We start from the raw sequence: 23032 nt of genomic DNA, 5'->3' as shown, positions 1-23032 counted from the left end.
CGCAGTGATGATAGTCGGAAGAGGATCTGCCGTTGGCTATTTGAGCGCCGATGACATGCGCCAGATCGTTTCCCAGGCTCTTGCCACCACCTCCTTCGATGGCCAACGCATTCTGATCATTATCCCGGATGGGACACGCACCATGCCCATGCCGGAAATGTTTGTGATTTTTCGCGAGCTGTTGCGGCCGCGCACGAAGGCGCTGGACTACCTGGTTGCCTTGGGTACCCACACCCCCATGACCGACGCACAGTTAAGCAAGTTGGTCGGTCAGCCGGTGGTGGATGGGAAGGCAGGCGATTCCTACGTCTTCAACCACCACTGGGAATACCCGGAAAACTTTATCCGGCTCGGCGCCATTTCTGCCCTGGACATGGCACAGATCACCGGCGGCCTCATGTCGCAAGAAGTGCCGGTCACGCTCAACCGCCTGATCCTAGATTACGACCATCTCGTGGTCTGTGGCCCCGTGTTCCCGCACGAAGTGGTCGGGTTCTCGGGCGGCAATAAATACTTTTTCCCGGGCATTGCAGGGCCCGAGATCATCAACTTCACGCACTGGCTGGGCGCGGTGATCACCAACTACGAAGTGATCGGTGCGGGCTACACGCCGGTGCGGGCGGTGATTGACCGCGCCGCCGAATTGATTCCCCGCCCCAGGTCCTGTTTCGCGCTGGTCGTCACGTATGAGGGAGTCGCCGGCTTGTACTTCGGTTCTCCCCAGGAAGCGTGGACCGCGGCGTCCTCGTTATCGGCCCGCAAGCACATTGTCTATGTCGACCGGCCGTTTCGTCGCGTGCTGTCCATCATGCCGAAGATGTACGACGACTTGTGGACCGCCGCCAAAGGCATGTACAAGATCGAGCCCGCGGTCGCCGACGGTGGCGAAGTCGTCATCTACAGTCCTGGCCTTACCGAGGTCAGCTACACCCACGGAAAGCTGATCGATCAGATTGGCTACCACTGCCGCGATTACTTCATGAAGCAGTGGGACCGGTTCAAGCACTTTCCGGGCGGAGTACTGGCGCACTCGACGCACGTCAAGGGCCTCGGCCAGTACGACGCCAGGACCGGGATTGAAACTCCACGCATCAAGGTGACGCTTGCCACCGGTATTCCTGAAGAGCGCTGCCGCCGCATCAACCTCGGATATCTGAATCCTGCAAGCATCGATCTCGACCAGTGGCGTGGCCGCGAGGAAGAAGGCGTTGTCGCGATTCCCCGTGCTGGCGAAACCTTGTTCCGGCTCCAGAAAACGACTATCGCAGCCGCAGATTAGGGGACACGCGAGTCTGGGAACTGGAGAAATAAAATGCCCGACGCCGAAACCACCGGCTCCGCCGTTGCCGTACAGATGGAGAAAGTTCAGCAAGTTTCACCCGCGGGAAGCCTCCGGTGGATGATCTGTGGACTTCTGTTCTTCGCTGCTACGGTCAACTACATCGACCGTCAGGTGATTGGACTTCTCAAGCCCACCTTGCAGGCCCAACTGCACTGGAACGAGATCGATTACGGCAACATCGTTTTCTACTTCCAGGTTGCCTACGCAGCCGGTTTGCTGATTGTTGGACGGGTGATGGATTGGCTCGGAACCCGGAAAGGATTTGGTTTGGCAGTGTTCGTTTGGAGCATTGCCGCCATGGCGCATGCAGCGGCTCGCTCGGTGTTCGGATTCTCCGCCGCGCGGTTCGCCCTCGGTTTGGGAGAGTCCGGCAGTTTTCCGGCCTCAATCAAATCTGTGGCGGAGTGGTTCCCCAAGAAAGAACGGGCGCTGGCGACCGGGATTTTTAATTCCGGCACCAACGTTGGAGCCATCGTCACTCCCGTGGTCGTCCCTTGGTTGACCTACACCTACGGTTGGCAGATGGCATTCATCGCCACCGGCGCTCTGGGGTTTGTGTGGGTTGTCCTCTGGGTGTCGTTCTATCGGGCACCCGAGCTTCACCCCCGGCTGTCGGCCGGGGAACTCGCTTACATTCGCAGTGATCCTGCTGACCAACCCTCCTCTATTCCGATGTTGAAATTAATCAAGTACCGCCAGACTTGGGCGTTCTGCATCGGCAAGTTCCTTACCGACCCTATCTGGTGGCTGTATCTGTTCTGGGTACCTGATTTCCTACATCGGAGCCATGGCGTGGATCTCCACGGCATGATGCTTCCACTCCTCATCATCTACAACGTTGCCACCGTAGGCAGTGTTTGCGGAGGATGGCTTTCGTCTTCGCTGATTCGGCGCGGTTGGAGCGTCCACTCTAGCCGAAAAACAGCCATGCTGATGTGTGCCCTCGCCGTGGTGCCGATCGTTTTCGCGTCGCGAGCCTCCAGCCTGTGGGCGGCCGTCGCCTTGGTCAGCCTGGCCGCCGCCGCCCATCAAGGTTGGTCGGCCAACATCTTCACCGTTGCCTCGGACTTGTTTCCGAGGCGGGCTGTCGGTTCGGTGGTTGGCATTGGAGGAATGGCGGGAGCGGTTGGCGGAATGCTCATCGCCAAGGTGGTTGGCTATGTCCTGCAGTGGACCGGTTCCTATATGCCGGTTTTCATCATCGCGGGCTCGGCTTACCTGGTCGCTCTTTTTTTCATTCACTTGCTGACAGGCCCTGGCGAACCGGTCCAGTTAGAGGCGTAGTTGGCCAGGGTATTTACAGATGTTCGGAGACATAAAGATGGCTTCATCCTTAAGAATTCCTCGAGAAGGTCGCTTCGATTTTATGTCGCTGGGAGCTTTAGTCTGCCGGCTGGACCCCGGTATCGTTCCATTCCGCAAGGCGACACATTGTGACCTTCATGTCAGCGGCGGCGAATACAACTGCGCAGCCAACCTGGCGAACTGTTTTGGCCTGCGCACCGGGATCGCGACTGCGATGGTCTCCTACCCAATCGGCGATTTGATCGCCGAACGAGTGCGGGCCATGGGCGTGGTGCCCTTGTACAAGCACTTCACCCACGACGGCAGTCGAGGGCCGAACATGGCTACGGTCTACAGTGACCGCGGTTTTGGTGTTCGCCCACCGGTGGTCTTTTACAACCGATCCAATGAAGCCGCCGCCAGGCTCAAACCCGGTGATTTCAACTGGAAGGCTATTTTTGCGGAGGGTGTGCGCTGGTTTCACAGTGGCGGCATTTTCTGCTCGCTCTCCGAAACAACTTCGCAACTGGTGATCGAAGCCATGCAGGCTGCCAAGGCAGTCGGATCCATCACTTCCTTTGACCTCAACTACCGCGAGAAACTGTGGAGTGCTGCCGGCGGCGCTGCGCGAGCGCAACAGGTCTTGTGCGAAATCGCGAGCCATGTTGATGTCCTGGTTGGGAACGAAGAAGATCTGCAGCAAGGACTGGGCCTTGCCGGCCCGGATGTTGCCGCCAAGTCGAAGCTGGATCCTTCGGCCTTCTTTTCCATGATGGAGACGGTGAACAAGCGTTTCCCCAACCTGAAAATCGTCGCCACCACTCTTCGCGCCGTGCATTCGGCGAATCGTCACACCTGGAGCGCAGTCGCCTGGGTTGACGGTCAGACCGTAGCGGCGCCTACGGCGGAGTTGGACGTGTATGACCGCGTAGGCGGCGGCGACGGCTTTGGCTCCGGCTTCTTTTATGGGCTCATGAATGGCGAGTCGCCAGAACAAGCGATTCGTTTAGGATGGGCGCATGGCGCACTTCTCACCACCTTCCCCGGCGACACCACCATGGCGACTCTCGATCAAGTCAGAAGCCTTGCGGCAGGGGGCTCCGCACGCATTCAACGGTAGGCGGTGGAAGCGCCGGGCTTCAGCCCGGCGAAATGGCGACCTCACTCTCTTGCCGTAGGTCCCGGCGCCTCGCCGGGCGAGGTGTTACGATTTCATTGCATGGAAACGCTCTACTACTCCACTTGGCAATCCCCCATTGGCCCGCTCACCCTGGTTGCCTCCGACCGCGGCTTGGTCGCGCTGGAATATCTTCCGGAGCTGAAGCGGAAATCCAAGGCCACGTGGCTCTACTCCGACGACAAGCTTGCGCCCTACCGCCACGAACTGGAGGAATACTTCGCGGGTGAGTTGCGCCAATTCACCGTTCCGCTCGACCTGCGCGGTACCGAATTCCAGATGCGCTGTTGGAGCGCGCTGCTGAAGATTCCTTACGGCGAAACCCGCACCTATGCCGAGCAGGCGCGCGCCGTGGGGCAGCCGAAAGCTTTCCGTGCCGTCGGTATGGCCAACCACGACAATCCCATTGCCATCATCGTGCCCTGCCACCGCGTGATTGCCTCCGACGGCAAGCTCGGTGGCTACGGTGGCGGTCTTCCACTGAAGCAGAAGCTGCTGGATTTGGAACGTGGACAGGGTAGGCTCGGATCAGCGCCCTCGCGTCAATGCGCCACGGCCGCGGAGGCGCAATAACTATAAATCCTCCGCGAGTTGGTTTGCCGTTATGTTCCGACGCGTCCCACCCTTCAATTGCCGCGCATGTTCTCGCAGCTCCCTGGATTTTTCCAGGATGGCCTCGGAATCGCGCACCAGATCAGCCGAGTCCTTAATTAGTCCGCTGGAGCGAATGGAAAGTCTCTCGACACGAGAGTCCGACATAAGCGGCCTTCTTCCTCTGCGCAGAAGACCGCCCCGCTGGCGGAGAGGTGCGTAGCACTCCTAGTATGCTCCAACCGCCGCGTCGTACGGGAAATTTCATGCCGACCCACGATAATCAGCGCCTCGCGGTATAAGTCGGCACTTCTTCAATTGTTGTTTCCCTTCCGTTGTTTCTCGGTGTCCCTCCGTGGTTTGACTAGCCCTATTGACACCCATCGTATAATGCAAGCAGCTCAAACCGAGCTTACGGCCGCAGGTAACTGTAATGTTATCTGCGGCTTGCGCGTTCTTTGACAACAACTTTTCCAGTAACCGGCCAGTTGCTGGCCAGTATCCGAGACGTAAGTTGCTGATTCCACGTGGGGGTGGAGGGGAGGGGTATACAACGAAGGTTTACCCACTGATTAACTTCACTCGACGTAGGCGTCGGCTTCGATCTCGACCAGCATTTCGGGCAGGATCAGGCGCGAGATTTCCACCATCGTCGTCGCCGGACGGATGTCGCGAAACACTTCGCCGTGCGCCCGCCCGACCTTCTCCCAGTCCTCGATGTTGGTGACGAAGGTGCGGGTGCGCACCACGTGCTTCATCTCGGCGCCGGCCTGCTGCAACGCCGCTTCGATGTTGCGCAACGTCTGCACCGCCTGCGCGTAGGCGTCCCCCACGCCGGTAATGCCGCCGCCCGGCGCGGTGGCCGTGGTACCGGAAACGTGCACGTAGGGCCCGATGCGCACCGCCCGCGAGTAGCCGACGATCGGTTCCCATGGAGTACCGCTGGATATATTCTTGCGTGTCATGGTCGGAAAGATTGGGCGCGCGCTGAAAAGGGTTCGAAAAAATATTTTAGGCGGCATTGATGCGCGCGCATGCTCACGATCAGCCGGGATACACCTCGAAGGTGCTGCGGGTCTCACTCGCAGTCACGATGGCCTACATCGTCCTGCTGGTGATCTCCGGGATTCGTGCGCACAGCCTGGCGCTGCTCTCGGAGGCCGGCCACAACGTCTCCGATTTTCTGGCGCTCTTGCTGTCGCTGGCGGCGGTGTATCTGGAACAGCGTCCGCCCACCGCGACCAAGACCTACGGCTACAGCCGCGCCGGCGTGCTGGCTGCGTTCATCAACGCCACGACGCTGGTGGCGATCGCCTTCTACATCTTCTACGAGGCAGGAAAGCGCGTGGTGAGCCCCCAGCGCGTCCACCCCGGGTTGATGATCGGCGTGGCGGCGGCGGGCGTGGTGGTGAACGGGGTCATCTCCGTCATCCTGTGGCGCAGCAGCAAAGACCTGAACATTCGCAGCGCGTTCCTGCACATGCTGGGCGACACCCTATCCACGGCGGCGGTGATCGGCGGCGGCTGGGCGATTCTGGTGACGGGCCGGGACTGGATTGACCCAGCGCTGTCGTTCGGCATCGGTGCCATGATCCTGTGGTCGTCATTTGGAATCATCCGCGAGACGCTCAATATCCTGTTGGAAGGCACGCCGCGCGGCATGGACCTCTCGCACGTGGGACAGGAGATTGCCGCGGTCGCGGGCGTGAATGACGTGCACGACCTGCACGTGTGGAGTATCGGCAGCGACTCGCACGCGCTGTCGTGCCACATCAGCATCGCCGACATTCCACCGTCAGCGAGCGAGGCGATCTTGCGCGAGGTGCAGGAACGGCTGCGATTGAACTTCCGCATCCATCACACCACGATCCAGTTCGAACACGTAGTGTGCGACGTGGCGCATGGGTGCGTGGTGATTCCGACGCCAACTCCTGAAAGCCACGGACACACCCACTAAGCGAACGCGCCGGGAAGCATTCCGTCACAGCGCCTCCCAGCGCGTCCAGCAAAAGAGCACTACCTACGCCGGTGACCGTCGTCGCGGTCGCCGTCATGATCGCCGTTACGGTCGTGATCGCGGTCGCGATCACGATTGCGATGGTTGCTGTGACCGATAAGAAATGTCACTGGGTACAGTGTGGAATCGCCGCCAACCCGGACAAGGAGCCGGTAGATTCCTGGAGCAAGCCCCTTCGTCTTCAACTCGAACCCGTAGGCGCCAAAGGTACGGGCCCCGATGTAGCGGAAGTGCAGACCTGGATTGTCATTGCCGGCAGCCTGGAGCAGCATGGCGGCTCCGTTCGCGTCGACGACACCCGCGGCGACCACGACCAGTGCGGGCGAGGATACGTTGTGCCCGGCATAGTCGCAGAGCTCGAGGCGCACCGGGATGGTGCTGCCCGACGGCTTCGGCTGAAGGCGATCAAGCAGGCACAGCTTGTAGCCCACGCTGTAGCTGACGGACGAACTGGAAGCGTTGCCGACATTGTCGCTGGCGTGGACGGTGAATTGCTTGGCTCCGGCGGACGCGGTATCGAGTCGCGCGCGGTTGGCGACGGGGCCGTTGCAGGCCGCGACACCCGAGCCGCCGTCTGCGCAGGCATAGGAAGCCGGAACGGGCTGGTGCAACGCGTAGGCCGCCTTCGCCGGAGCGGCGATGGTAATCGCGGGCGCACGCTTGTCCACGGAATTACCGACGCTCGGTCCGGCGATCACGCATTTGCCGGCGAGATCGCATACCGTGTGGCTGTTGGTCGCGGCGCTCGCCGTCTCTGTGCCGGCGGGCACGCTGGTAGTCAAGACGAAAGAAGCATCGGCAGCATTGGCGAGGCCAGGTCCGTTGCTGCGGGCGGTGCAGGCGATGGCCACGTCAGCCGCATGCCACAGTCCATCCGGCTTTCCGCAGGAGATCACGGGTGGAGTCGTGGCCTGAACTGTGACGCTGAAGCTCCTCGTGCTCTTGTTGCCATGCGTATCGGCAGCGGAGCAGACGACGGTGGTAGATCCCAACGGGAACGTGGAACCGGATGCAGGCGCGCAGGTCACGAGCGCCGGGCCGTCCACAAGGTCGGCCGCCGTGGGCAACGACCAGGCCGCGACTGCGCCCGACGGCCCGGTTGCTTCCAGAGTCAGATTGGCGGGAACGCCAGTAATCGCGGGCGGAGTCGTGTCCTGCACGGTGACTTTGAAGGCCTTGTTTGCGGCGTTGCCGCGGGCGTCGGTCGCGCTGCAGGTGACGACAGTCGGGCCCAGCGCGAAGGTGGACCCCGACGCGGGCACGCAGGTCACAGGCACAGGTCCGTCGACCAGGTCCGTCGCGGTCGGCGCCGGCCAGCTGACCACGGCGCCGGTGGCGGTGGTGGCTTCGACCGTCATGTTCGGCGGCATTCCGGTGATCGCAGATGGTGTCGTATCTTGCAGGGTCACGACAAACGACCCGCTGAGGCGGTTGCCGGCCGCATCGCTTGCGCTGCACTGGACAGTGGTGCTGCCGACCGCAAACTGCGAGCCGGAAGCAGGCGTGCACACGACGGGAACGGTTTCATCCACGTTGTCGGTTGCCGAGACCCCCGGCCATGAAACCGTAGTGAATGGGCCGGCAGCTTCGAGTCGAAGATCGGCCAGGCCGCTGATGACCGGCGGGGTTTGATCTGTGACGTTCACCGAAAAGTTTTGCGACGCGCTATTGCCGGCATGATCGGTGGCGCTGCAGGTAACCGGGGTCGTTCCTAGTGGAAAAGCGTTCCCGGAAGCCGGAGAGCACGCCGGAACGATAGCGCCGTCCACGATGTCGCTGGCGGTTGCGACGTAGCTCACGGGCGCGCCGCTGCGGTCCGGCGCGGAGGCGCTGACAGTCAGCGGGACGACGACGGTCGGCGGAGTGGTGTCGGTCACGGTGACCACGAAGCTTTCATTGGCGGTATTGCCGCTAAGATCGGTTGAGGAGCACTGCACCTCGCTGTCGCCCACTGGGAAAACACTGCCGCTGGCGGGGGTGCATGTGGCCGGGCGAGGTCCATCCACGACATCGGCCGCAGAGGCTGTGAAGGTCATGGTCGCACCGCCAAGGATGTTCCCTTCGACGGTCATGTTCGCCGGCAAAGTCAAGACGGGCGTGTGCAGGTCATAGCTGAGGAAGTGCCAGTTCTGGATGTCGTGCACCTCGGTGTAGCCGCCCGTAGCGCCGGTGAATCCCACCCAAGCAGCGCCGTCCGACAACTGCAGCTGGGAAACGATGTTCACCCCGACCTGCAATACCGGCGTGGCAACGTTGTCCAGGTAAAGGGAGAGTTGCGGCTGCGGTTGCACGGCGTAGTGCATGTGCATGAGGTGCCACTTGCCGTCCTTCAAGTTGGGAATCGAGGTTGTGGAGCCGATGGCAGCGGTTCCCATCGCGGAATTCGGGTTGATACCGAGGGTGTGAACGCTGATGTGATTACTGTTGGGATCATTCCAGCCCGGCTGAGTGTTCTGGAAGGTGTCGAATTCAATGACGAGGCTAGCGGGAATGCCGTCGTAGCCGAGAGAGCCGCCACTGGCGCTAAGCGCCGTCGTGGAGGAGTTCTGAATCACAAACGCGAAGCCATCGGCGCCTACGTTGGTCAGCTGCGAAATCTGGAAAAGAAATGTCGTGTCAAAACCGTCGCCGAAGCGCTGCTTGGTGAAGGTCCAGGCACCGCCGACCTGACCCTGGGCGTTGCTGGTCACGCGTAAGCGGGTGTCCGCAAGCGCGATGCTCTGGATGGTGGCGTTTCCGACCACGCTCAACGTGCTGACGACGACGTTGACCCCGGCAGCGCCGCCGGAAGCCACGAAATCAATCTTTTCGCCGGCGGCGACGTTCAGAAACAGCCCGAAGGCGGAGGTCGTAGTCGTGCTGTTTACCGTGCCGCTGAAGCGCGTACCGCTGACGCTACTTACGACTGTCACCTGGGAATCGGCGGTGGCCAGGCTCTGGAACATTCCTTGTACGTGCAGCGACATGTCAGCGGGCGCGGTCCACTCAGCGATCGCGAGTTCTCCCAGCGGATCCGGTTGCAGCATGAGCATCCCGGCGGGGATGTCGCCGGTGACGCCGACGGCGTTGTGGTACACGCCGAGCAGATTGCTCCGGCTGAGATCCTGCCATGCATCGCGTCCGGGATAGGCGACCAAAGTTTGTTCGTAGGTCGGAAATGAGATCAGGCTGGCGGAAGGCGAGGCTTTCCAGCCGTAGGTCCATTGTCCATTGGGATTTTGGGCGGCGCTGAAATCGCGCGCCGCGTCCCAGGCGGTGACTTGGGCGGCGGCGGGGCTAGCCGGCAACAGCGCCAGTGCGAGAAGAACTCTGACTGCAAAGGATCGGAGCACGACATACCTCCATGCGTTGCATTTGACCCGAGGGGGAGGGATTGTGCTCAGTCGCGTTTATAGGCGATGGAGGTAACCGGAACAACTGACCTTGGTAACGGGCAATTTTGCAAGTTACAGAGAACGCTCGCTACCGTGACCGTCCGGCCAAGGTCCTTGGTAACTGCAGGAGACAAACAGGGGCGGGCATCGGGCCCGGCAAACACGCAAACGCCTGAAGGCCACAGGCACACGCACTAGAACCGATTAGCTGAAAACCAGCAAAACAACGCTATCCAGGCGCGCTTTGACGTCGAGGTAATTCAGGTTCTCATGGTGACGACTGGCGATCTGAAAGTCTCGAACGCGCGTCTGACCGGATTCGATCTGGCCTCTAAGATGCCAGAGGAAACATCCCTTTCATGATCCAGGGAACGGCATCGTCACCGGTCTTCGTGCCGGATGTGGCCGGCATGGTGAGTGGCGGCCTGGTCAATTCACTCCAACCACAGCAGCAGCAACTGGGTCAACAGGGCTTGAGCGGCATGCTGGGCGGGTTGTTGAAGAAGAAATAGGCAAACTACGCCGTAGCCCAGTTTCCGTGCTTCAGGCATGTAGCTCGAGTTGCCGCCTCAGTTTTTCCCAAGTAGTCGCGAGGTCTTCTGGAACCACGCGGGTTTCGGCGACGGTTGACATGAAGTTGCTGTCGGCGATCCAGCGCGGCAGGACGTGCATATGAATATGGCCGGCGACGCCGGCGCCGGCGGCAGCGCCGATGTTCATACCGAGATTGATCCCGTCAGGTTTGTAGGCCGCGCGCAGTGCCGATTCCACGCGCTGGGAGAGCGCCATCATTTCCGCCGCCGCGGCGGGCGAGACCTTCCGCAATTCGTCCACGTGCTCGTAAGGAACGATCATTACGTGCCCGCTGGTGTAGGGGTAGATGTTGAGAATGATGAAGCAGTGCTCGCCGCGGTGGATGATGAACGCCTGCCGGTCGTCGGTTTCCCGGAGCTTTTCGCAGAAGAGGCAGCCGGGCGTCTTGCGGACGCTGGCCATGTAGGCAAAACGCCAGGGGGTGAAGAGGTAATCCATGGCAAAAAGTCAGAAGTGAACACAATTTATACATCATTCGCAAGGCTTTCCCACTTCTTACCTCCGACTTCTTAATACTTGCTTGCCTTCCGGCGCGTGCGCGGCGTCACAGGCGGATGTGCGAAATGACCTTGCCGGGTCGGAGGCGGGCTGCAACACTGCTTGCAGTTGGTGGCGGAGTTTATTTTCGTCAAGAGGAAAAATTCCCGCGGGCGTTTGACACTGTTTGCGGGCGGTTGCTATAGTTGTCGAAGAGTCCCCCTGGTTCGTCAGCCGCACCAGAGGGCGCGACAGCTGGATTGTCCAAGCCCGATTGCGGGCCAATCACCCCGACGACCCACGCCAGCAGTCTGCAAGGAATCGTGGTCCCCATGTGCGCGCTTCCGTGTGCGATGGGTGGAAGAATTATGGTTCTTGACGAGCGCACAGCCCACAACGACGAAGTTCCATCCCACTCGCAGCCGGCGGACACCGCGGTGAACGAACCGCCCAACCAGCCGGCCGGCGAGACCGAACCAACCGCAACCGTTGTGACTCCGGTTGAGGCTTCCGCTGTAAATCCTCCCCGGCCTGCTTCTGGGCCGACGAATCGAAACGAAAAAGAGATGACGGACGACTTCGCAACCGCACTGGAAAACTTTACTGCCGAACAAGCGGCCGAACAGGCCACCCACGAGGACCGGGTAATCAAGGGCACGGTCCTGAAGATCACCTCCACCCACGTCGTAGTCGACGTTGGCTTTAAGTCTGAAGGACTAGTTCCGATTGCCGAGGTCCAGGACCACGAGGGCAACGTGAGGGTCGAGCCCGGGCAAGAGATCGACGTCATGATCGAGAAGGGCGAGACCGAGGAGGGCTACACCAAGCTCTCCCACCAGAGAGCGTCGCGCCTGCGTGCCTGGGACGACATCGAAAAAGCCTACAACGACAAGACCGCGATCAAGGGCATCGTGGTGGAGCGGATCAAGGGTGGTCTGACGGTGGACATCCACGGCGCGCGCGCGTTCCTGCCCGGCTCGCAAGTGGACGTGCGTCCGGTGCGCAACCTGGACGGCATGAAGGGCCAGGAGCTGGAAGTCCGAGTGATCAAGCTGAACAAGAAGCGCGGCAACATCGTGGTCTCGCGCAAGCAGCTCCTAGAAGAAGACCTGAACGAAAAGCGCGATCACACGCTGGAGCAGTTACACGAAGCCGCGGTCATGACCGGCACGGTCAAGAACCTAACCGACTACGGGGCCTTCGTGGACCTCGGCGGCATTGATGGCCTGCTGCACATCACCGACATGAGCTGGGGCCGGCTGACGCATCCGCGCGACCTGGTCAACGTCGGCGATCAGATCCAGGTAAAAGTTCTGAAGTTCGACAAGGAAAAGCAGCGGGTCTCACTGGGCTTCAAGCAGCTTACGCCGGACCCGTGGCTGGACGCGGCGCAGCGCTATCCGATCGGGGCGCACGTCAAGGGCCGCGTGATCAGCATCACCGATTACGGAGCCTTCATCGAGCTGGAGCAGGGCATCGAGGGACTGGTGCACGTCAGCGAGATGACCTGGTCCAAGCGCATGAAGCATCCCTCGAAGATTGTGAACGTGAATCAGGAAGTGGAAGCGGTGGTGCTCAACGTGAACCCGGCCGAGCGGCGGATCTCGCTGGGGCTGAAGCAACTGGAGTCCAATCCGTGGGAGACGCTGCACGAGAAGTTTCCGGTGGGCTCCTCGGTTGAAGGCCGTGTGCGCAACCTGACCGACTTCGGCGCGTTCATCGAGATCGAGGATGGGATCGATGGCTTGGTGCACGTGAGTAATTTGAGTTGGACCAAGCGCGTAAAGCATCCCTCCGAAGTGCTGAAGAAGGGCGACAAGGTGAAGGCGGTAGTGCTGGCCATCGAGCCGGAGAACCGCCGGCTGTCGCTGGGCATCAAGCAGCTCCAGCCCGATGTCTGGGAGACGTTCTTCAGCGAGCACCGCATCGGCGACGTGGTGCACGGCAAGGTGCTGCGGGTGGCGACGTTTGGGTCGTTCGTCGAAATCGCGGAGGGAGTCGAGGGCCTGTGCCACAACTCTGAGGCGGTGGACAAGAACGGCACCCAGGTGAAGCTTGAGCCCGGGCAGGAGTTCGACTTCAAGATCATCAAGATGAATCCGGGCGAGAAGAAGGTGGGCTTGAGCCTCCGCGCCGTAGGCGAGGAAGCGACGCGCGCCGACGTCGAGGCCTACAAGCACCCGGTTTCCAGCTCCACGACGACGCTGGAAGAGCTGATGTCGTGGAAGCGCGCGGGGAATGATAACCAGTAGTTGGGAGTGAGTACCGAGGATTAGCCAGCCCGGCGGAAGCGCTGGCCTCTTGCGCGTATAGAACTGCAGCGCGGCGCCTCTTTGTCCTCGAGTCCGGAGGAAGTCACCCCTTTATCTTCAGGTTGATATAGGCGGTCTTGCGCGAGTCGAAGGAGCTCAGCGTCTTGGTGTCGCTCTTCTTGTTGTTGTGCTCGGCATAGACTTCGTAATCCACGTTGGAAGAGAGTGCGTTGAAGCGATACACACCGTCCTGGCCCACGATGTAGGTTTTCACCGCCATGGTCTTGGTGTTTTTCAGGTAGACAATCGCGCCGGCGATCGGCTGGTCGCGGGAATCCATAACCTCGCCGGTGAGCGCGCGCACCTGCGATTCCTTGTCGGAGGTCGCGTCGCCGCCGTGGATCGCCTGGGCGCGAACCATTGGCGTCCCCGACAGCAACACTGCCAATGCGGCGATGAGCCAAAGCTTCTTCACGGGTAGCTCCAGTTTCCGGTGCGAGTTTCAGCTTCCATCGCAGCCGCCAACGGCACCTTTCTCCGCCTGTCAATACAAACCCCAAAACGGAGCTCTTGTTCTGCTTATTCTGTTAGATGCAGGCTGATGTCGGACCGCTCATCACTTTCAATGTGGACCTTGGTTTCCGCCTGGCCGGGCTTCAGCTTTCTTCTGATAACCCGGGGATTAACGACATTGCGAGTATCGTCCACCCAGACTACGTAAACCGCCGCGCCGGTGGGCACACGCTGGGCGAATTCGCCGCTGCGGTCGGACATCAGCTCCCAGCGGGGCTTCCTCTCGCCTTCGCGGCGAATCTTGATGATTGCGCCGTACACCGGATGATCCTCCCGGTCCCAAACGGTGCCGAAGATCAGGGCGTAATCCTTGCGAAGCTGTTTGTCGGAGGACTGGCTTTGAGCGTGCGACGGCAGCACCGCGAGGCAGCACGCCAACGCCGCGACCGGGCACAAGAACCGGCGAATGGGGAGGCGATCAGGCGTAATCACCGTCTTCGCTCTCCTCCTCTTCTTCCTCGTCCTCCTCCTCGGAGACAGGGCTGAGTTCCAGCGGATCGGTGGTCACGACCTCAAAATCGGCGCCGCACTCCGGGCAGGAGACGATTTCGCCCTCGTCCACTTCGTCGGCTTCAATGTCAAGATCACTTTCACATTCGGGACAGAGAACCATAGTGTGTGCCCTCCCAGCAAACCGGGCTTCGGCGCGCACGACGGCCGCGCCTCCTGAGCCCCCCACGACCTGTTAATATTTAGAATTTCTTGCGGGCAGCGTCAACCATCTTTGGTAATGCCCGCCGCCGAGGGAACCATGCGCCAACTTACGTCATTTCGTGTCGCGATAGTTGTGGGCGTCATTGTGATGGCTGTGACGGGCACGACGGTTGCCCAGTCGTCCGCCTCGAAAGCGCCTGCGGGACGGGAGAATGCCGCGGCCGCAGAGCGCTCCGGCATGCCCAAGCCACTGGCGGCGCCAGTGGATGCGCAGATCGCGGCGGCGCTGAAGCAGGTTTCGGCGGCGCAGATGAAGGCGACCATCGAAAAGCTGGTCAACTTCGGAACGCGGCTGACGATTGCCGCCGGCAGCGCGCAGAGCGGACGCGGCGTGGTGGCGGCGCGGGAGTGGATCAAGGCGGAATTCGAGCGTTACTCGCAGGCCTGCGGCGGGTGCCTGGAGGTCAAAACCGACGTCTTCACCGCCCCACCCGGGCCACGCATTCCGCAGCCGACGGAGATCGTGAACGTGTACGCCGTGTTGCACGGGACGGACCCGGCAGCGGCGCAGCGGATCGTGCTGGTGACGGGCCACTACGACTCCCGTCCGAGCAACGATCAGGACACGCAAGCGGACGCGCCCGGCGCCAATGATGACGGCAGCGGGACCGCGGTCTCGCTGGAATGTGCGCGCGTGCTCAGTACATACAAGTTTCCCGCGACCATCATCTTTCTGACCGTCGCCGGAGAAGAGCAGGGACTGCTCGGCAGCGCGCATTTCGCGGAGATGGCGAAACAGCAGGGATGGAACATCGAGGCGGTGCTGAACAACGACATCGTGGGCGGCGACCAGAGTCCGGGGCAGGACGCAAGCATGGTGCGGGTCTTTTCCGAAGGCATTCCGCTGGTGGATGTGGGACAGCGCGGTACGTCCAGTCAGCCCGCGACGGCAGCGAATCAGCCGGCGATTGCAAGCATCCGCGCCCTCGGAGCAGAAAGCGATTCGATTTCACGCGAGGAGGCGCGTTACATCCGCCAGGCGGGCGCGCAGTACCTGCTGGCGTCGTTCCAGCCGATGCTGGTATTCCGTCCCGACCGCTTCCTGCGTGGTGGAGACCACACGTCGTTCAACCGGCAGGGATTCGCGGCCGTGCGTATCACCGAGTATCACGAGAATTACCATCATCAACATCAGAACCCTCGCACGGAAAACGGCATCGAATATGGAGACCTGCCAAAGTTCGTGGACTACGCGTACCTGGCCAACGTAGCGCGGCTGAATGCGGCGACGCTGGCAACGCTAGCCTCGGCGCCGGCGCCGCCCGCGAACGTACGCATCGAGGTGCGGAAGCTGGAAAACGACTCCACGCTGATGTGGGAGGCTTCGCCGGACGGGCGGGCCGCCAGTTACGAGGTGGTGTGGCGGCCGACCACCTCGCCCGATTGGGAACAGGCGGTTCCGGCGGGCAATGTTAAGCAGTTCACCGTGCCGCGTTCGAAGGATAATGGCATCTTCGGCGTGCGCGCGGTGGACGCGCAGGGGCACCGCAGCCTGGTGGTTCTGCCCCGGCCCAACTGAGCGCGGATCTTACGCCGACAAAGGAGTGTTGATTTGACGATAAGAAGTTATGGGGGTGGCGGCGGTCGTGGCGGATACGGCAGTGCCCTCAGCCTGGGGTTTCCGCCCTTTACGCGCGCCGTGAAGTGGCTGGTGATCACCAACGCTTCGGTGTACCTGTTGATGCTGATCCTGGGCGCGGTGGCGCCGGGGTTGGCCGGCGCGATCACGGGACTGGCCGCCTTGATTCCCGTCGCCGTGGCGCACGGCTGGATTTGGCAGTTGGTGACTTACTCGTTCCTGCACATCGGGCTGTTCCACGTGCTGTTCAAGAGGCTGACGCTGTGGATGTTCGGCTCGCAATTGGAACGGGATTGGGGACACCGGCAATTTTTCGAGTTCTACTTTTACTGCGCGATAGCGGCGGCGCTGGTGACCGTCGGCATTTCGTACCTGGGCACGGCGCCGGGGTTCGGGTTCCTGGGCATTGGGCCGTTGACGGTGACGGTGGGCGCGTCGGGGGCCATCTACGGCGTGATGGTCGCGTTTGCGGTGCTGCACGGCGACCAGGAATTCATGCTCTTTCCATTGCCTTTCATGATTAAGGCGAAGTACCTGGTCGGCATCCTGCTGTTTATCTCGCTGGCAGGCGCGTTCCAGGGCATGGGACCGGGACGGCGGGGCGAGTCGGTGGCCTACTTTGCCCACTTGGGCGGCGCGCTGCTGGGGTGGGTCTACGTGCGCTTCCTGCCGCGCGGCGGGCTGAGGTTCGGCGCCTCGGAGCGATATTTCGGGATTCGCAACGCCTACTATCGCTGGAAACGGCGTCGGGCCGCGCGTAGGTTCGAGGTGTATATGCGCAGGCACGACCGCGCCGACGAGTATGGCAACTACCCTCCACCTGACGATAAGAGCAACGGCGAAGCACGGCGTCCGCCCTGGGTAAATTAATATCCTTCAGGTAAAACGGATAGTCGAGGACGTCTCAGGCGACGGCGCAGGCGTTCCTGACCTGGGCTACCACCACCTCGCTGGCGCCGAGGAATTCAAAGCCGCAGTAATGCCGGCTGCGATGAGAGAGCCGGGCGTCGACCGTAATCGACTGCGTTTCCGAAATGTTCAACTGCATCCTGACGACCTGCCCGGGCTGCCATGGCCCGGTAATCATGGCGCCGGTGCCGCCCTCGCTGAGGTTGACGCAGTGTCCGGGAATGGCGCGGGCAGAGTCGGAAGAGATGCTCCAGACCCACATCGGCGCCTCGACTTTATAGCGTGGGTGGCGTCTCTGTTCCATAGGCATCAACCCCGCCTGCATTCTGCAGTTATACAACGGGGCGGATAACCGCGACAGCGGTCACATTTCTGGTGCACTGCTGTTGCCACGTCTCGCGACCGTCCAACAATGATTTATCACAAACACCCGGTGCTGCGGCGTGTAATTCTTACAGGGCGGAAGCAGTAACGGCCTCAGCGGGGCGCCGCAGTGCACGTGATTTGACGGCGGGTGCTGCAAGCGGGATCAGGGCGCGCCGGCCGACCAACTGCCCTCGATCACCTCCAGTTTCTCAATCACAGATACCACCTGGGAAGTCTGCGAGAGACGCTGCCAAAGGTGGTGGACACCGGGATCCTCGTGGGCTGCTTCGCGCATCTCTTCCGACTTCCAATAGCGCAGGTTGATGAGGCGGCTGGGCTCTTTCACGTCGCGATACAGCAGGTCGCGGCTGTAGCCCTTGCGCCGCATGAGCAGGTACAACTCGGAAAGGGTCTGGAGCGTCTCTTGCTCCTTGCCCTCGTCGACCCTGATGTGCGCGATGGAAAGGATTTCGGCCATGTGGGATTACCAAATCACCAAATTAGCGTGGGCCCGCCGGCCGATTCGGAGCCGTATTCTGGCTGGCCGACACCATCCGCGGATAGAGCAGGGCGTTGAACTCGGCGCCGACCAGCACAATCACAGAGATGATATACAGCCAGATCAGCAGGACGATCGCCGCCGCCAGGGAGCCGTAGAACAAGCTGTAAGCGGCAAAGTGGCGGACGTACCACCCGAAGGCGATGGTGGCGGGAAACCAGATGGCGGTGGTCAGCGCTGCGCCCGGCAGCACGGTATGCCAGCTCAGGGTGCGCGGCACGGCGTTGTGGTAAACCAACTGCATCACGGCCACGCTGGTCAAGATGGCGATTACCCAGCGCAGGCTGGTCCACACGAAGAGCACATACGGCCCCAAATCTTGGCCGAGGCTGGCGATGACGCGCAGCTCGATCTCGTTTCCGAATGCGACCAAAACGGTGGCGAAGGTGAGCGGCAGACCGGCCATGATTACCAGCCCGAAGGCGATCAACCTTTCCTTCACCACCCCCCAGACCTTGGGAAACTGGTAGGCGTTGCGGAAGCCTTCCATCCAGGAAATCATTACCCCGGAGGCGGTCCAGAGCGTGATGAGAGAGGCCGCGATCAGCACGGGCACCGACTTCCCCTGGGTGGACTCGAAAAACGCGCGCACTACCCCGCTGGCGCTGGGGGGAAGGATCTGGTAGACGGCGCGGGAGATTTCACGCATGTATTCGGCGCTGTTCTTCAGGGTGGCAATGATGGCGCCGATCACCATCAGCGCCGGGAAAAGTGTCAGGATGGCGGAAAAAGCGCCGCCTTTGGCGACACCGAAAGCGTCGTGAATGAAACCACGCCAGATAGCAAGGCGCACGTTCTTCAGCAGCTTGAGCACAAACGAGGCGCGGGCCGGCCCACTCGGTCCTTCACTCGACCGACCCTGCTCGGGGATTTCAATCGCGATGCCGACCGTATTCCTCCGCTATCGGCGTACTTTACAGGCTCGGGGCCGCTTCCGGGAATAGCGAACTCTGCTACCCGGACCCTACAGCAAGGGGGGCGGATGCCCGGCCCCTCGCTCCATTCTAAATCGTCGCGCGGGCCTCAGTTTAGCATCCCGGGCCGCGAACCATCGCTCCATCACTCATCGAGACCTGCGAACTTGTGCTAGCCTGCGTTCCTGCGCATGAGCTTGTGCGCGGTCGAGAGTCAGGCGGGGCGAAACGGATTCACGACTTCAACCCCGAGAAGCCTCTGGCCGGGATTGAGGTCCTCGGAATATAAACGAGTGGCGCCGGCGCGGGAAGCCGCGACCACAACGAGGGCGTCCCAGAACGAAAGTTTGGCGGAAGCGCTGAGTTGGCAAGCGTCACGGATCGCGCTGTAGTCGGGCGCGATAACCGGCCATGCGGCAATCTGGTCGAGATATTCCAGAGCGGCAGCGGGAGACAAGGGCGTGCGCACCTTGCGCGTCAAGGTCACGAACAATTCCGACAAGACCTGCGTGCTGGTGCGTAGCGATTGCGTCGACCGTAATCGGGCGATCAGTTGTTGTGCCTTGGCGGAGCGGACCGGATCATCTTCCGTCAACGCATAGACGAAGACATTCGTATCCACAAAACAGATTTCCGCGGGGTCAGCGCTCATGCAGGTCCTGGCGCGTCCAGGTGCGACGGCCGATGCGAATGCGATGCCGCTTGAAGAACTCGTCCATGCGCTCGGCCGCGACCTGCTGCCGACCGGATTCGCGAACTAATTGCGCGAGGAAGTCGCGAACCAACTGGTTGACCGAGGTGTTGCGGTCGAGGGCGACCTTGCGGGCGGCGCGCAACAGGTCCTTATCCATGGTCAGGGTGACGTTGTTGTTTGGCACATAAACAGTGTAGCACAGGTTATGTGTCCCTTAAGGCCTGAGGGCCGCTCCACCCGGCTGGATGGCAACTTCACTCATCGAGACCTGCGAACTTGTGCTTGCCAGCGTTCCTGCGCATCAGGGCCTTAAATTCCTTCAGCGCCACGACTTCCCGCAGCGCAACCCACACCGCCTCGGTGTGCGACTTGACCCCGAGCACCTTGGCGGCTTCATCGGCAAGCTCCGTGTCGAGACGGATGGAGGTCACCCTTACGGCCATAGGTTTGAACCCCAAGAACGTATATAAATAGTGCACGTCAAGTGCCTGGCAGCGGCACTCAGCGCCACCTCACCGTGCGCCTCGACCCTCGCACCCAGCGCAACCTCTACCGCCCGTATCGCGAGGCCTGGGGTCGAAGGCAGCGTCGGCAAAGATTTGCTGCTGACCGCAGCCCCGCGCCCCGTCTTGCTAGACCCAGTTCGAAAGTTAGGTCGGACTGCCGTCGGTAAATCTTCAATGCCGGCTCGCTGTTTTTTGGTTCATAATGTTAAGGAGATCAACATGAGTTTCAATCTTGAACGCGACATGGGGCAGCCGGTTCGTAACTGGCTTCAGCAACAGGGATTGCAAGTCAAACAAGAATATGCGACGCCTTGGGGCATTTGCGACTTTGTCGCTCTGTCATTCAACGTAAAACGAGTGAACAAGAGGCTTCAGTTTCGCCAGATCAACCCCATTGGTCCGCTGGGGCGAATCGGCTTGTTACGCTACATTCCCGACAAGAATTCCGGTCGCACCATCGCACTGCCCCGCTTACAAACGCTATCCGGCGCCCCTGCCGCTTACGTTCAAGCGGAAGTCGAGAAGCTGATTGCTAGCCGATTTGTGCTCCGGACGGACAGAGGGACATTACAAAAACAGAATGGGTGGGTGCCTCTTCACAACCGAATTATCGCGATCGAGCTGAAGCTAAACCGGATTGCTGATGCATTGGTCCAGGCCCGTTCCAATCGCGCATTCGCTTCAGAATCGTTTATAGCTGTCCCTGCTGAAACTGGGTGGCGGCTCACGCGCGGACCGCGCCGGCAGAAATTTGTTCAGGCGGGCGTGGGAATCCTTGGTGTCACGTATACGAACTGCAAAGTGATTTTGAAGCCTTCGGGAAACGGCATTCAGCCTGACCTTACTTTACAGATGCATTGCGTTGAGCGGTTTTGGCGCACTAAAGACAATTCAACATAAGTTGTTTTGCGATTCGAGCGGGGCTGCGCGCCGTCTTTTCTTCTTCCGGCAGTTCGGGAAGATTCTTGCCTAGCACATACGCAGAAGAGAGGTCCTGGTACAGGGCCAGTGCGCGTCCTGATGGCGGTAGGGTTGCAAACCTGTCAAACCACTGCTTGTAAAATTGTGCGATCTGCCGTCTGCCTTCAAGTTGTACCTGCAACCGCGCGAAGTCCTTCGCGAGTGATGAAAAATCGGAAAAAGACGGGTCTGTTGCGGCAATCGTTGAGACCACGCTGTCTAGCCATTTCTTGAGAGCCGGACTGGCAATCACCCATCGTCGCAGGGGCGAGAGCGCGAGGCGCGACTTACCACCCAACACCACGGTCCCAGGAATGTGATACTGGTACGAGTTCCCCATTCCAATGGCAGAAAACTTCACCAGTCCGCGAGCCCAGATAACAGTGTTGATGCCCCAATACGGCCCCGCAATGGTAATTGGGTCGGGCGGCAAACTTTGATTGAGTTCGGAATGAAATTGCACGAGTGCAGGGAACCGGGTGTGTTCGAAGGTTCGAGAACCATCCTGGTCATTCAGAGTTGCATCAACAGCCCAAACGCCATCAGCGCTGGCCGTAGTGTAGGAATTCAGCACTGCTGCAATTTTCTTGTTGCGCTCTGTCTTTTTGTTTAGCTGACGTTGGTTCGTGAACACAGCGGGGACAATCAACTTTCCCGTGAAGCCGCGTTTCGACCGCCAAGCCCGTGTGCTCTCAGCAAGAGCTCTGTTGATTTTGTTGCGAGAGGAATCGCCGAGTATGGGCAATTGAGGCACCGAAAGCCAATCGGGCACCGCAAGCTGCTGAACACAGTAATCCAGAACCTTCTCGACAAATTCATTTACGACGTTCTTGTCAGGTTTTTGCTGAAAAGCAGTGTCACTGATGAGCTGATGACCCTTAAAGCGGTTCATGTGATGCTCATACGCATTGCTTGAAATGTTTGGCCAATGCAGGCCATCCATACCTGGGTCGAGCCACCGTTTAGGTCCTACTGGCAGACGCTTCAAGGTTTTCGGCAGAGTATCCAGCGAAATGCGGACATACGCAGAATCGGCGTACCAGTTACTTGCAATTTCGCAATCCGTTGCGTTGTTTAAGAAGGGTATGTGGTCAGATGTCATTTGCCGTCTTTCTTCGAAAGTCCGGCATTCCGCGTCAGGTGAGCGCAGGAATGTTCGAGCTCAGGGAAAAGGGTCATCTCATCGACGCCCACCCGCTGGAGCTCGGACCTAAGCCTCACTTTCGACTCCCGCAAAATTGGAATTGCCACAAGTGATGGAACTCCACTATCAAGGTCAAACTTCCTGCCATGCAGCGTGAATACTCCTTTTTGCATAATCAGCCGTTCAGAATTCCAAATTGGATTAATAGCAACTGGATGGCGTCCACCGGCCGCTCGTTTAGCGCCCATGTGCAAATACGCAAGAATTGTTGTGTTGTCCTCCTGAGGGTCCAACACACGGGGCTTGGTGGCATAGCTAAGCTGATTCAACGCTATTGGGTTAACGATAAAAACTAATCCGTCGCGGTCCGTTTTCAAGCACGCGAAGTACAATGCCGTTGTTGCACTTTCAGTCCAGTCCAGCAGTCGAGTAGGCAATCCATAGTGCTGAGCAATCAAAGCCCATTCCAATTCGTTGGCCGGATCCGGAGCGCGGCGTAACTTCATCCCGGCGATTCGTTTGAAATCGGCGATCAGCCCGAGAGCCTTGGCCCGGTTCGTATACGAAGAAAAACGCAGCGCTGAAGGAGTGAGGCTGTACTCGACGTCGTCGTGTCCACGAAACCAGAATGGCTCATCGGTGCGAATCGCGTCGCTAATCACTGCAAGATAGTCTGCAACGCTGATAATCCGTTTTCGGAGCAGAGGACACTTCACCGGGCACTTAGCGAAACCCTTCAGTTCCGCAGCGGTCAAATTATCCGGCAGCGCAGGCATTGTGAATTGCGAGTGTCTGCATCAGTTTAGCGCACGAGCAGGAAAGTTCTGAAATCAGAGATGCCGATGGCCGGCCCGCAGCCCTTCGTTTCCATAAACTGCCAGAAGGTCACCCCTCTCGGTTTCTGATCAATGCGCGTACTTCTCGCTGCGCGCGCCTCCGTCGTATGTCGAACTAGACTAAACAATAATCGCGGGGCCGTTCGGCCCCGCGACTGAGAACTGAAGAC

General features: G+C 60.2%; 24 protein-coding genes. 10 read left to right on the top strand and 14 right to left on the bottom strand.

Annotated elements, in window-relative coordinates; all coding sequences use genetic code 11:
* Positions 1-7 precede the first annotated feature (7 nt).
* The 4 genes from LAN64_06420 (at position 8) to LAN64_06405 (ending at position 4376) form a co-directional block, all read left to right on the top strand.
* Entirely contained in the window at positions 8-1279 is a 1272-nt protein-coding gene (locus LAN64_06420; protein ID MBZ5567469.1) for a lactate racemase domain-containing protein, read from the top strand.
* Positions 1280-1354: 75 nt separating this feature from the next.
* Positions 1355-2626, top strand: coding sequence for an MFS transporter (locus tag LAN64_06415; GenBank protein ID MBZ5567468.1), 1272 nt, complete (start codon positions 1355-1357; stop codon positions 2624-2626).
* 37 nt (positions 2627-2663) lie between these two features.
* A complete protein-coding gene (locus tag LAN64_06410; GenBank protein ID MBZ5567467.1) occupies positions 2664-3746 on the top strand; it encodes a sugar kinase in 1083 nt (360 codons plus the stop codon).
* 99 nt (positions 3747-3845) lie between these two features.
* A complete protein-coding gene (locus LAN64_06405; protein ID MBZ5567466.1) occupies positions 3846-4376 on the top strand; it encodes a methylated-DNA--[protein]-cysteine S-methyltransferase in 531 nt (176 codons plus the stop codon).
* Between the two features lie 596 nt (positions 4377-4972).
* Here LAN64_06405 and LAN64_06400 read toward each other — a convergent pair.
* A complete protein-coding gene (locus LAN64_06400) occupies positions 4973-5359 on the bottom strand; it encodes a RidA family protein (GenBank protein ID MBZ5567465.1) in 387 nt (128 codons plus the stop codon).
* A gap of 59 nt (positions 5360-5418) precedes the next feature.
* On the opposite strand from LAN64_06400, the gene LAN64_06395 reads away from it, so the two are divergent.
* Complete coding sequence (locus LAN64_06395; protein MBZ5567464.1) at positions 5419-6351, top strand: cation diffusion facilitator family transporter; 933 nt, start codon at positions 5419-5421, stop codon at positions 6349-6351.
* Between the two features lie 59 nt (positions 6352-6410).
* Here LAN64_06395 and LAN64_06390 read toward each other — a convergent pair whose 3' ends face one another.
* The gene (locus LAN64_06390; GenBank protein ID MBZ5567463.1) at positions 6411-9743 is read right to left on the bottom strand and encodes an HYR domain-containing protein; all 3333 of its coding nucleotides are present in this window, start codon (positions 9741-9743) and stop codon (positions 6411-6413) included.
* Between the two features lie 401 nt (positions 9744-10144).
* Between LAN64_06390 and LAN64_06385 the strand changes: the two genes are divergently transcribed.
* Positions 10145-10297 carry a hypothetical protein gene (locus LAN64_06385; GenBank protein ID MBZ5567462.1) on the top strand — a complete coding sequence of 51 codons (153 nt, stop codon included), beginning with the start codon at positions 10145-10147 and terminating at the stop codon, positions 10295-10297.
* Positions 10298-10328: 31 nt separating this feature from the next.
* Here LAN64_06385 and LAN64_06380 read toward each other — a convergent pair whose 3' ends face one another.
* Positions 10329-10817: an HIT domain-containing protein gene (locus LAN64_06380; GenBank protein ID MBZ5567461.1), complete on the bottom strand. Its 489-nt coding sequence runs from the start codon at positions 10815-10817 to the stop codon at positions 10329-10331.
* A gap of 392 nt (positions 10818-11209) precedes the next feature.
* Here LAN64_06380 and LAN64_06375 point away from each other — a divergent pair, with 392 nt between their 5' ends.
* Positions 11210-13108: a 30S ribosomal protein S1 gene (locus tag LAN64_06375; GenBank protein ID MBZ5567460.1), complete on the top strand. Its 1899-nt coding sequence runs from the start codon at positions 11210-11212 to the stop codon at positions 13106-13108.
* A 103-nt stretch (positions 13109-13211) separates the two neighbouring features.
* On the opposite strand, the gene LAN64_06370 is transcribed toward LAN64_06375, so the two are convergent.
* The 3 genes from LAN64_06370 to LAN64_06360 all read right to left on the bottom strand — a co-directional run bounded on the left by LAN64_06370 (position 13212) and on the right by LAN64_06360 (position 14294).
* Entirely contained in the window at positions 13212-13583 is a 372-nt protein-coding gene (locus LAN64_06370; protein MBZ5567459.1) for a carboxypeptidase-like regulatory domain-containing protein, read from the bottom strand.
* Positions 13584-13687: 104 nt separating this feature from the next.
* The gene (locus tag LAN64_06365) at positions 13688-14113 is read right to left on the bottom strand and encodes a hypothetical protein (protein MBZ5567458.1); all 426 of its coding nucleotides are present in this window, start codon (positions 14111-14113) and stop codon (positions 13688-13690) included.
* A complete protein-coding gene (locus tag LAN64_06360) occupies positions 14100-14294 on the bottom strand; it encodes a hypothetical protein (GenBank protein ID MBZ5567457.1) in 195 nt (64 codons plus the stop codon). The genes LAN64_06365 and LAN64_06360 overlap by 14 nt, the downstream gene beginning before the upstream one ends.
* A gap of 189 nt (positions 14295-14483) precedes the next feature.
* On the opposite strand from LAN64_06360, the gene LAN64_06355 reads away from it, so the two are divergent.
* Positions 14484-15914, top strand: a complete 1431-nt coding sequence (locus tag LAN64_06355) for a M28 family metallopeptidase (protein MBZ5567456.1) — start codon at positions 14484-14486, stop codon at positions 15912-15914.
* Positions 15915-15947: 33 nt separating this feature from the next.
* The gene (locus LAN64_06350) at positions 15948-16844 is read left to right on the top strand and encodes a rhomboid family intramembrane serine protease (GenBank protein ID MBZ5567455.1); all 897 of its coding nucleotides are present in this window, start codon (positions 15948-15950) and stop codon (positions 16842-16844) included.
* Positions 16845-16878: 34 nt separating this feature from the next.
* Here the strand turns inward: LAN64_06350 and LAN64_06345 are convergent, their stop codons facing one another.
* The 6 genes from LAN64_06345 to LAN64_06320 form a co-directional block, all read right to left on the bottom strand.
* A complete protein-coding gene (locus LAN64_06345) occupies positions 16879-17187 on the bottom strand; it encodes a PilZ domain-containing protein (protein MBZ5567454.1) in 309 nt (102 codons plus the stop codon).
* A gap of 225 nt (positions 17188-17412) precedes the next feature.
* Positions 17413-17727, bottom strand: coding sequence for an antibiotic biosynthesis monooxygenase (locus tag LAN64_06340; protein ID MBZ5567453.1), 315 nt, complete (start codon positions 17725-17727; stop codon positions 17413-17415).
* A gap of 22 nt (positions 17728-17749) precedes the next feature.
* Positions 17750-18622 carry a YihY/virulence factor BrkB family protein gene (locus LAN64_06335; protein MBZ5567452.1) on the bottom strand — a complete coding sequence of 291 codons (873 nt, stop codon included), beginning with the start codon at positions 18620-18622 and terminating at the stop codon, positions 17750-17752.
* 314 nt (positions 18623-18936) lie between these two features.
* The gene (locus tag LAN64_06330) at positions 18937-19374 is read right to left on the bottom strand and encodes a PIN domain-containing protein (protein ID MBZ5567451.1); all 438 of its coding nucleotides are present in this window, start codon (positions 19372-19374) and stop codon (positions 18937-18939) included.
* Positions 19364-19600 carry a DUF6364 family protein gene (locus tag LAN64_06325; protein ID MBZ5567450.1) on the bottom strand — a complete coding sequence of 79 codons (237 nt, stop codon included), beginning with the start codon at positions 19598-19600 and terminating at the stop codon, positions 19364-19366. Before LAN64_06325 ends, LAN64_06330 begins: the two co-directional genes overlap by 11 nt.
* A 70-nt stretch (positions 19601-19670) precedes the next feature.
* Positions 19671-19859 carry a type II toxin-antitoxin system VapB family antitoxin gene (locus tag LAN64_06320; GenBank protein ID MBZ5567449.1) on the bottom strand — a complete coding sequence of 63 codons (189 nt, stop codon included), beginning with the start codon at positions 19857-19859 and terminating at the stop codon, positions 19671-19673.
* Positions 19860-20141: 282 nt separating this feature from the next.
* Between LAN64_06320 and LAN64_06315 the strand changes: the two genes are divergently transcribed.
* Positions 20142-20822 (top strand): hypothetical protein, encoded by a 681-nt coding sequence (locus tag LAN64_06315; protein MBZ5567448.1) that lies wholly within the window; start codon positions 20142-20144, stop codon positions 20820-20822.
* Here LAN64_06315 and LAN64_06310 read toward each other — a convergent pair.
* Both LAN64_06310 and LAN64_06305 read right to left on the bottom strand, forming a co-directional pair.
* The gene (locus LAN64_06310) at positions 20803-21984 is read right to left on the bottom strand and encodes a hypothetical protein (protein MBZ5567447.1); all 1182 of its coding nucleotides are present in this window, start codon (positions 21982-21984) and stop codon (positions 20803-20805) included. The genes LAN64_06315 and LAN64_06310 overlap by 20 nt on opposite strands.
* On the bottom strand, positions 21981-22802 hold the full coding sequence (locus LAN64_06305) for an FRG domain-containing protein (protein MBZ5567446.1): 822 nt from the start codon (positions 22800-22802) through the stop codon (positions 21981-21983). Before LAN64_06305 ends, LAN64_06310 begins: the two co-directional genes overlap by 4 nt.
* Between the last annotated feature and the right edge of the window lie 230 nt (positions 22803-23032).

This window comes from Terriglobia bacterium (genome assembly GCA_020073185.1).
GTDB lineage: Bacteria > Acidobacteriota > Terriglobia > Terriglobales > Acidobacteriaceae > JAIQGF01.
The sequence above is the reverse complement of the archived record's forward strand: the minus strand, read 5'-3'. Positions and strand labels throughout refer to the sequence as shown.

Bases quoted from the DNA above. Each gene is read 5' to 3' on its own strand.
- LAN64_06420 (MBZ5567469.1), top strand. From the start codon at position 8: ATGATAGTCGGAAGAGGATCTGCCGTTGGCTATTTGAGCGCCGATGAC.
- LAN64_06415 (MBZ5567468.1), top strand. From the start codon at position 1,355: ATGGAGAAAGTTCAGCAAGTTTCACCCGCGGGAAGCCTCCGGTGGATG.
- LAN64_06410 (MBZ5567467.1), top strand. From the start codon at position 2,664: ATGGCTTCATCCTTAAGAATTCCTCGAGAAGGTCGCTTCGATTTTATG.
- LAN64_06405 (MBZ5567466.1), top strand. From the start codon at position 3,846: ATGGAAACGCTCTACTACTCCACTTGGCAATCCCCCATTGGCCCGCTC.
- LAN64_06400 (MBZ5567465.1), bottom strand. From the start codon at position 5,359: ATGACACGCAAGAATATATCCAGCGGTACTCCATGGGAACCGATCGTC.
- LAN64_06395 (MBZ5567464.1), top strand. From the start codon at position 5,419: ATGCGCGCGCATGCTCACGATCAGCCGGGATACACCTCGAAGGTGCTG.
- LAN64_06385 (MBZ5567462.1), top strand. From the start codon at position 10,145: ATGATCCAGGGAACGGCATCGTCACCGGTCTTCGTGCCGGATGTGGCC.
- LAN64_06380 (MBZ5567461.1), bottom strand. From the start codon at position 10,817: ATGGATTACCTCTTCACCCCCTGGCGTTTTGCCTACATGGCCAGCGTC.
- LAN64_06375 (MBZ5567460.1), top strand. From the start codon at position 11,210: ATGGGTGGAAGAATTATGGTTCTTGACGAGCGCACAGCCCACAACGAC.
- LAN64_06360 (MBZ5567457.1), bottom strand. From the start codon at position 14,294: ATGGTTCTCTGTCCCGAATGTGAAAGTGATCTTGACATTGAAGCCGAC.
- LAN64_06355 (MBZ5567456.1), top strand. From the start codon at position 14,484: ATGGCTGTGACGGGCACGACGGTTGCCCAGTCGTCCGCCTCGAAAGCG.
- LAN64_06345 (MBZ5567454.1), bottom strand. From the start codon at position 17,187: ATGGAACAGAGACGCCACCCACGCTATAAAGTCGAGGCGCCGATGTGG.
- LAN64_06340 (MBZ5567453.1), bottom strand. From the start codon at position 17,727: ATGGCCGAAATCCTTTCCATCGCGCACATCAGGGTCGACGAGGGCAAG.
- LAN64_06330 (MBZ5567451.1), bottom strand. From the start codon at position 19,374: ATGAGCGCTGACCCCGCGGAAATCTGTTTTGTGGATACGAATGTCTTC.
- LAN64_06320 (MBZ5567449.1), bottom strand. From the start codon at position 19,859: ATGGCCGTAAGGGTGACCTCCATCCGTCTCGACACGGAGCTTGCCGAT.
- LAN64_06315 (MBZ5567448.1), top strand. From the start codon at position 20,142: ATGAGTTTCAATCTTGAACGCGACATGGGGCAGCCGGTTCGTAACTGG.
- LAN64_06310 (MBZ5567447.1), bottom strand. From the start codon at position 21,984: ATGACATCTGACCACATACCCTTCTTAAACAACGCAACGGATTGCGAA.
- LAN64_06305 (MBZ5567446.1), bottom strand. From the start codon at position 22,802: ATGCCTGCGCTGCCGGATAATTTGACCGCTGCGGAACTGAAGGGTTTC.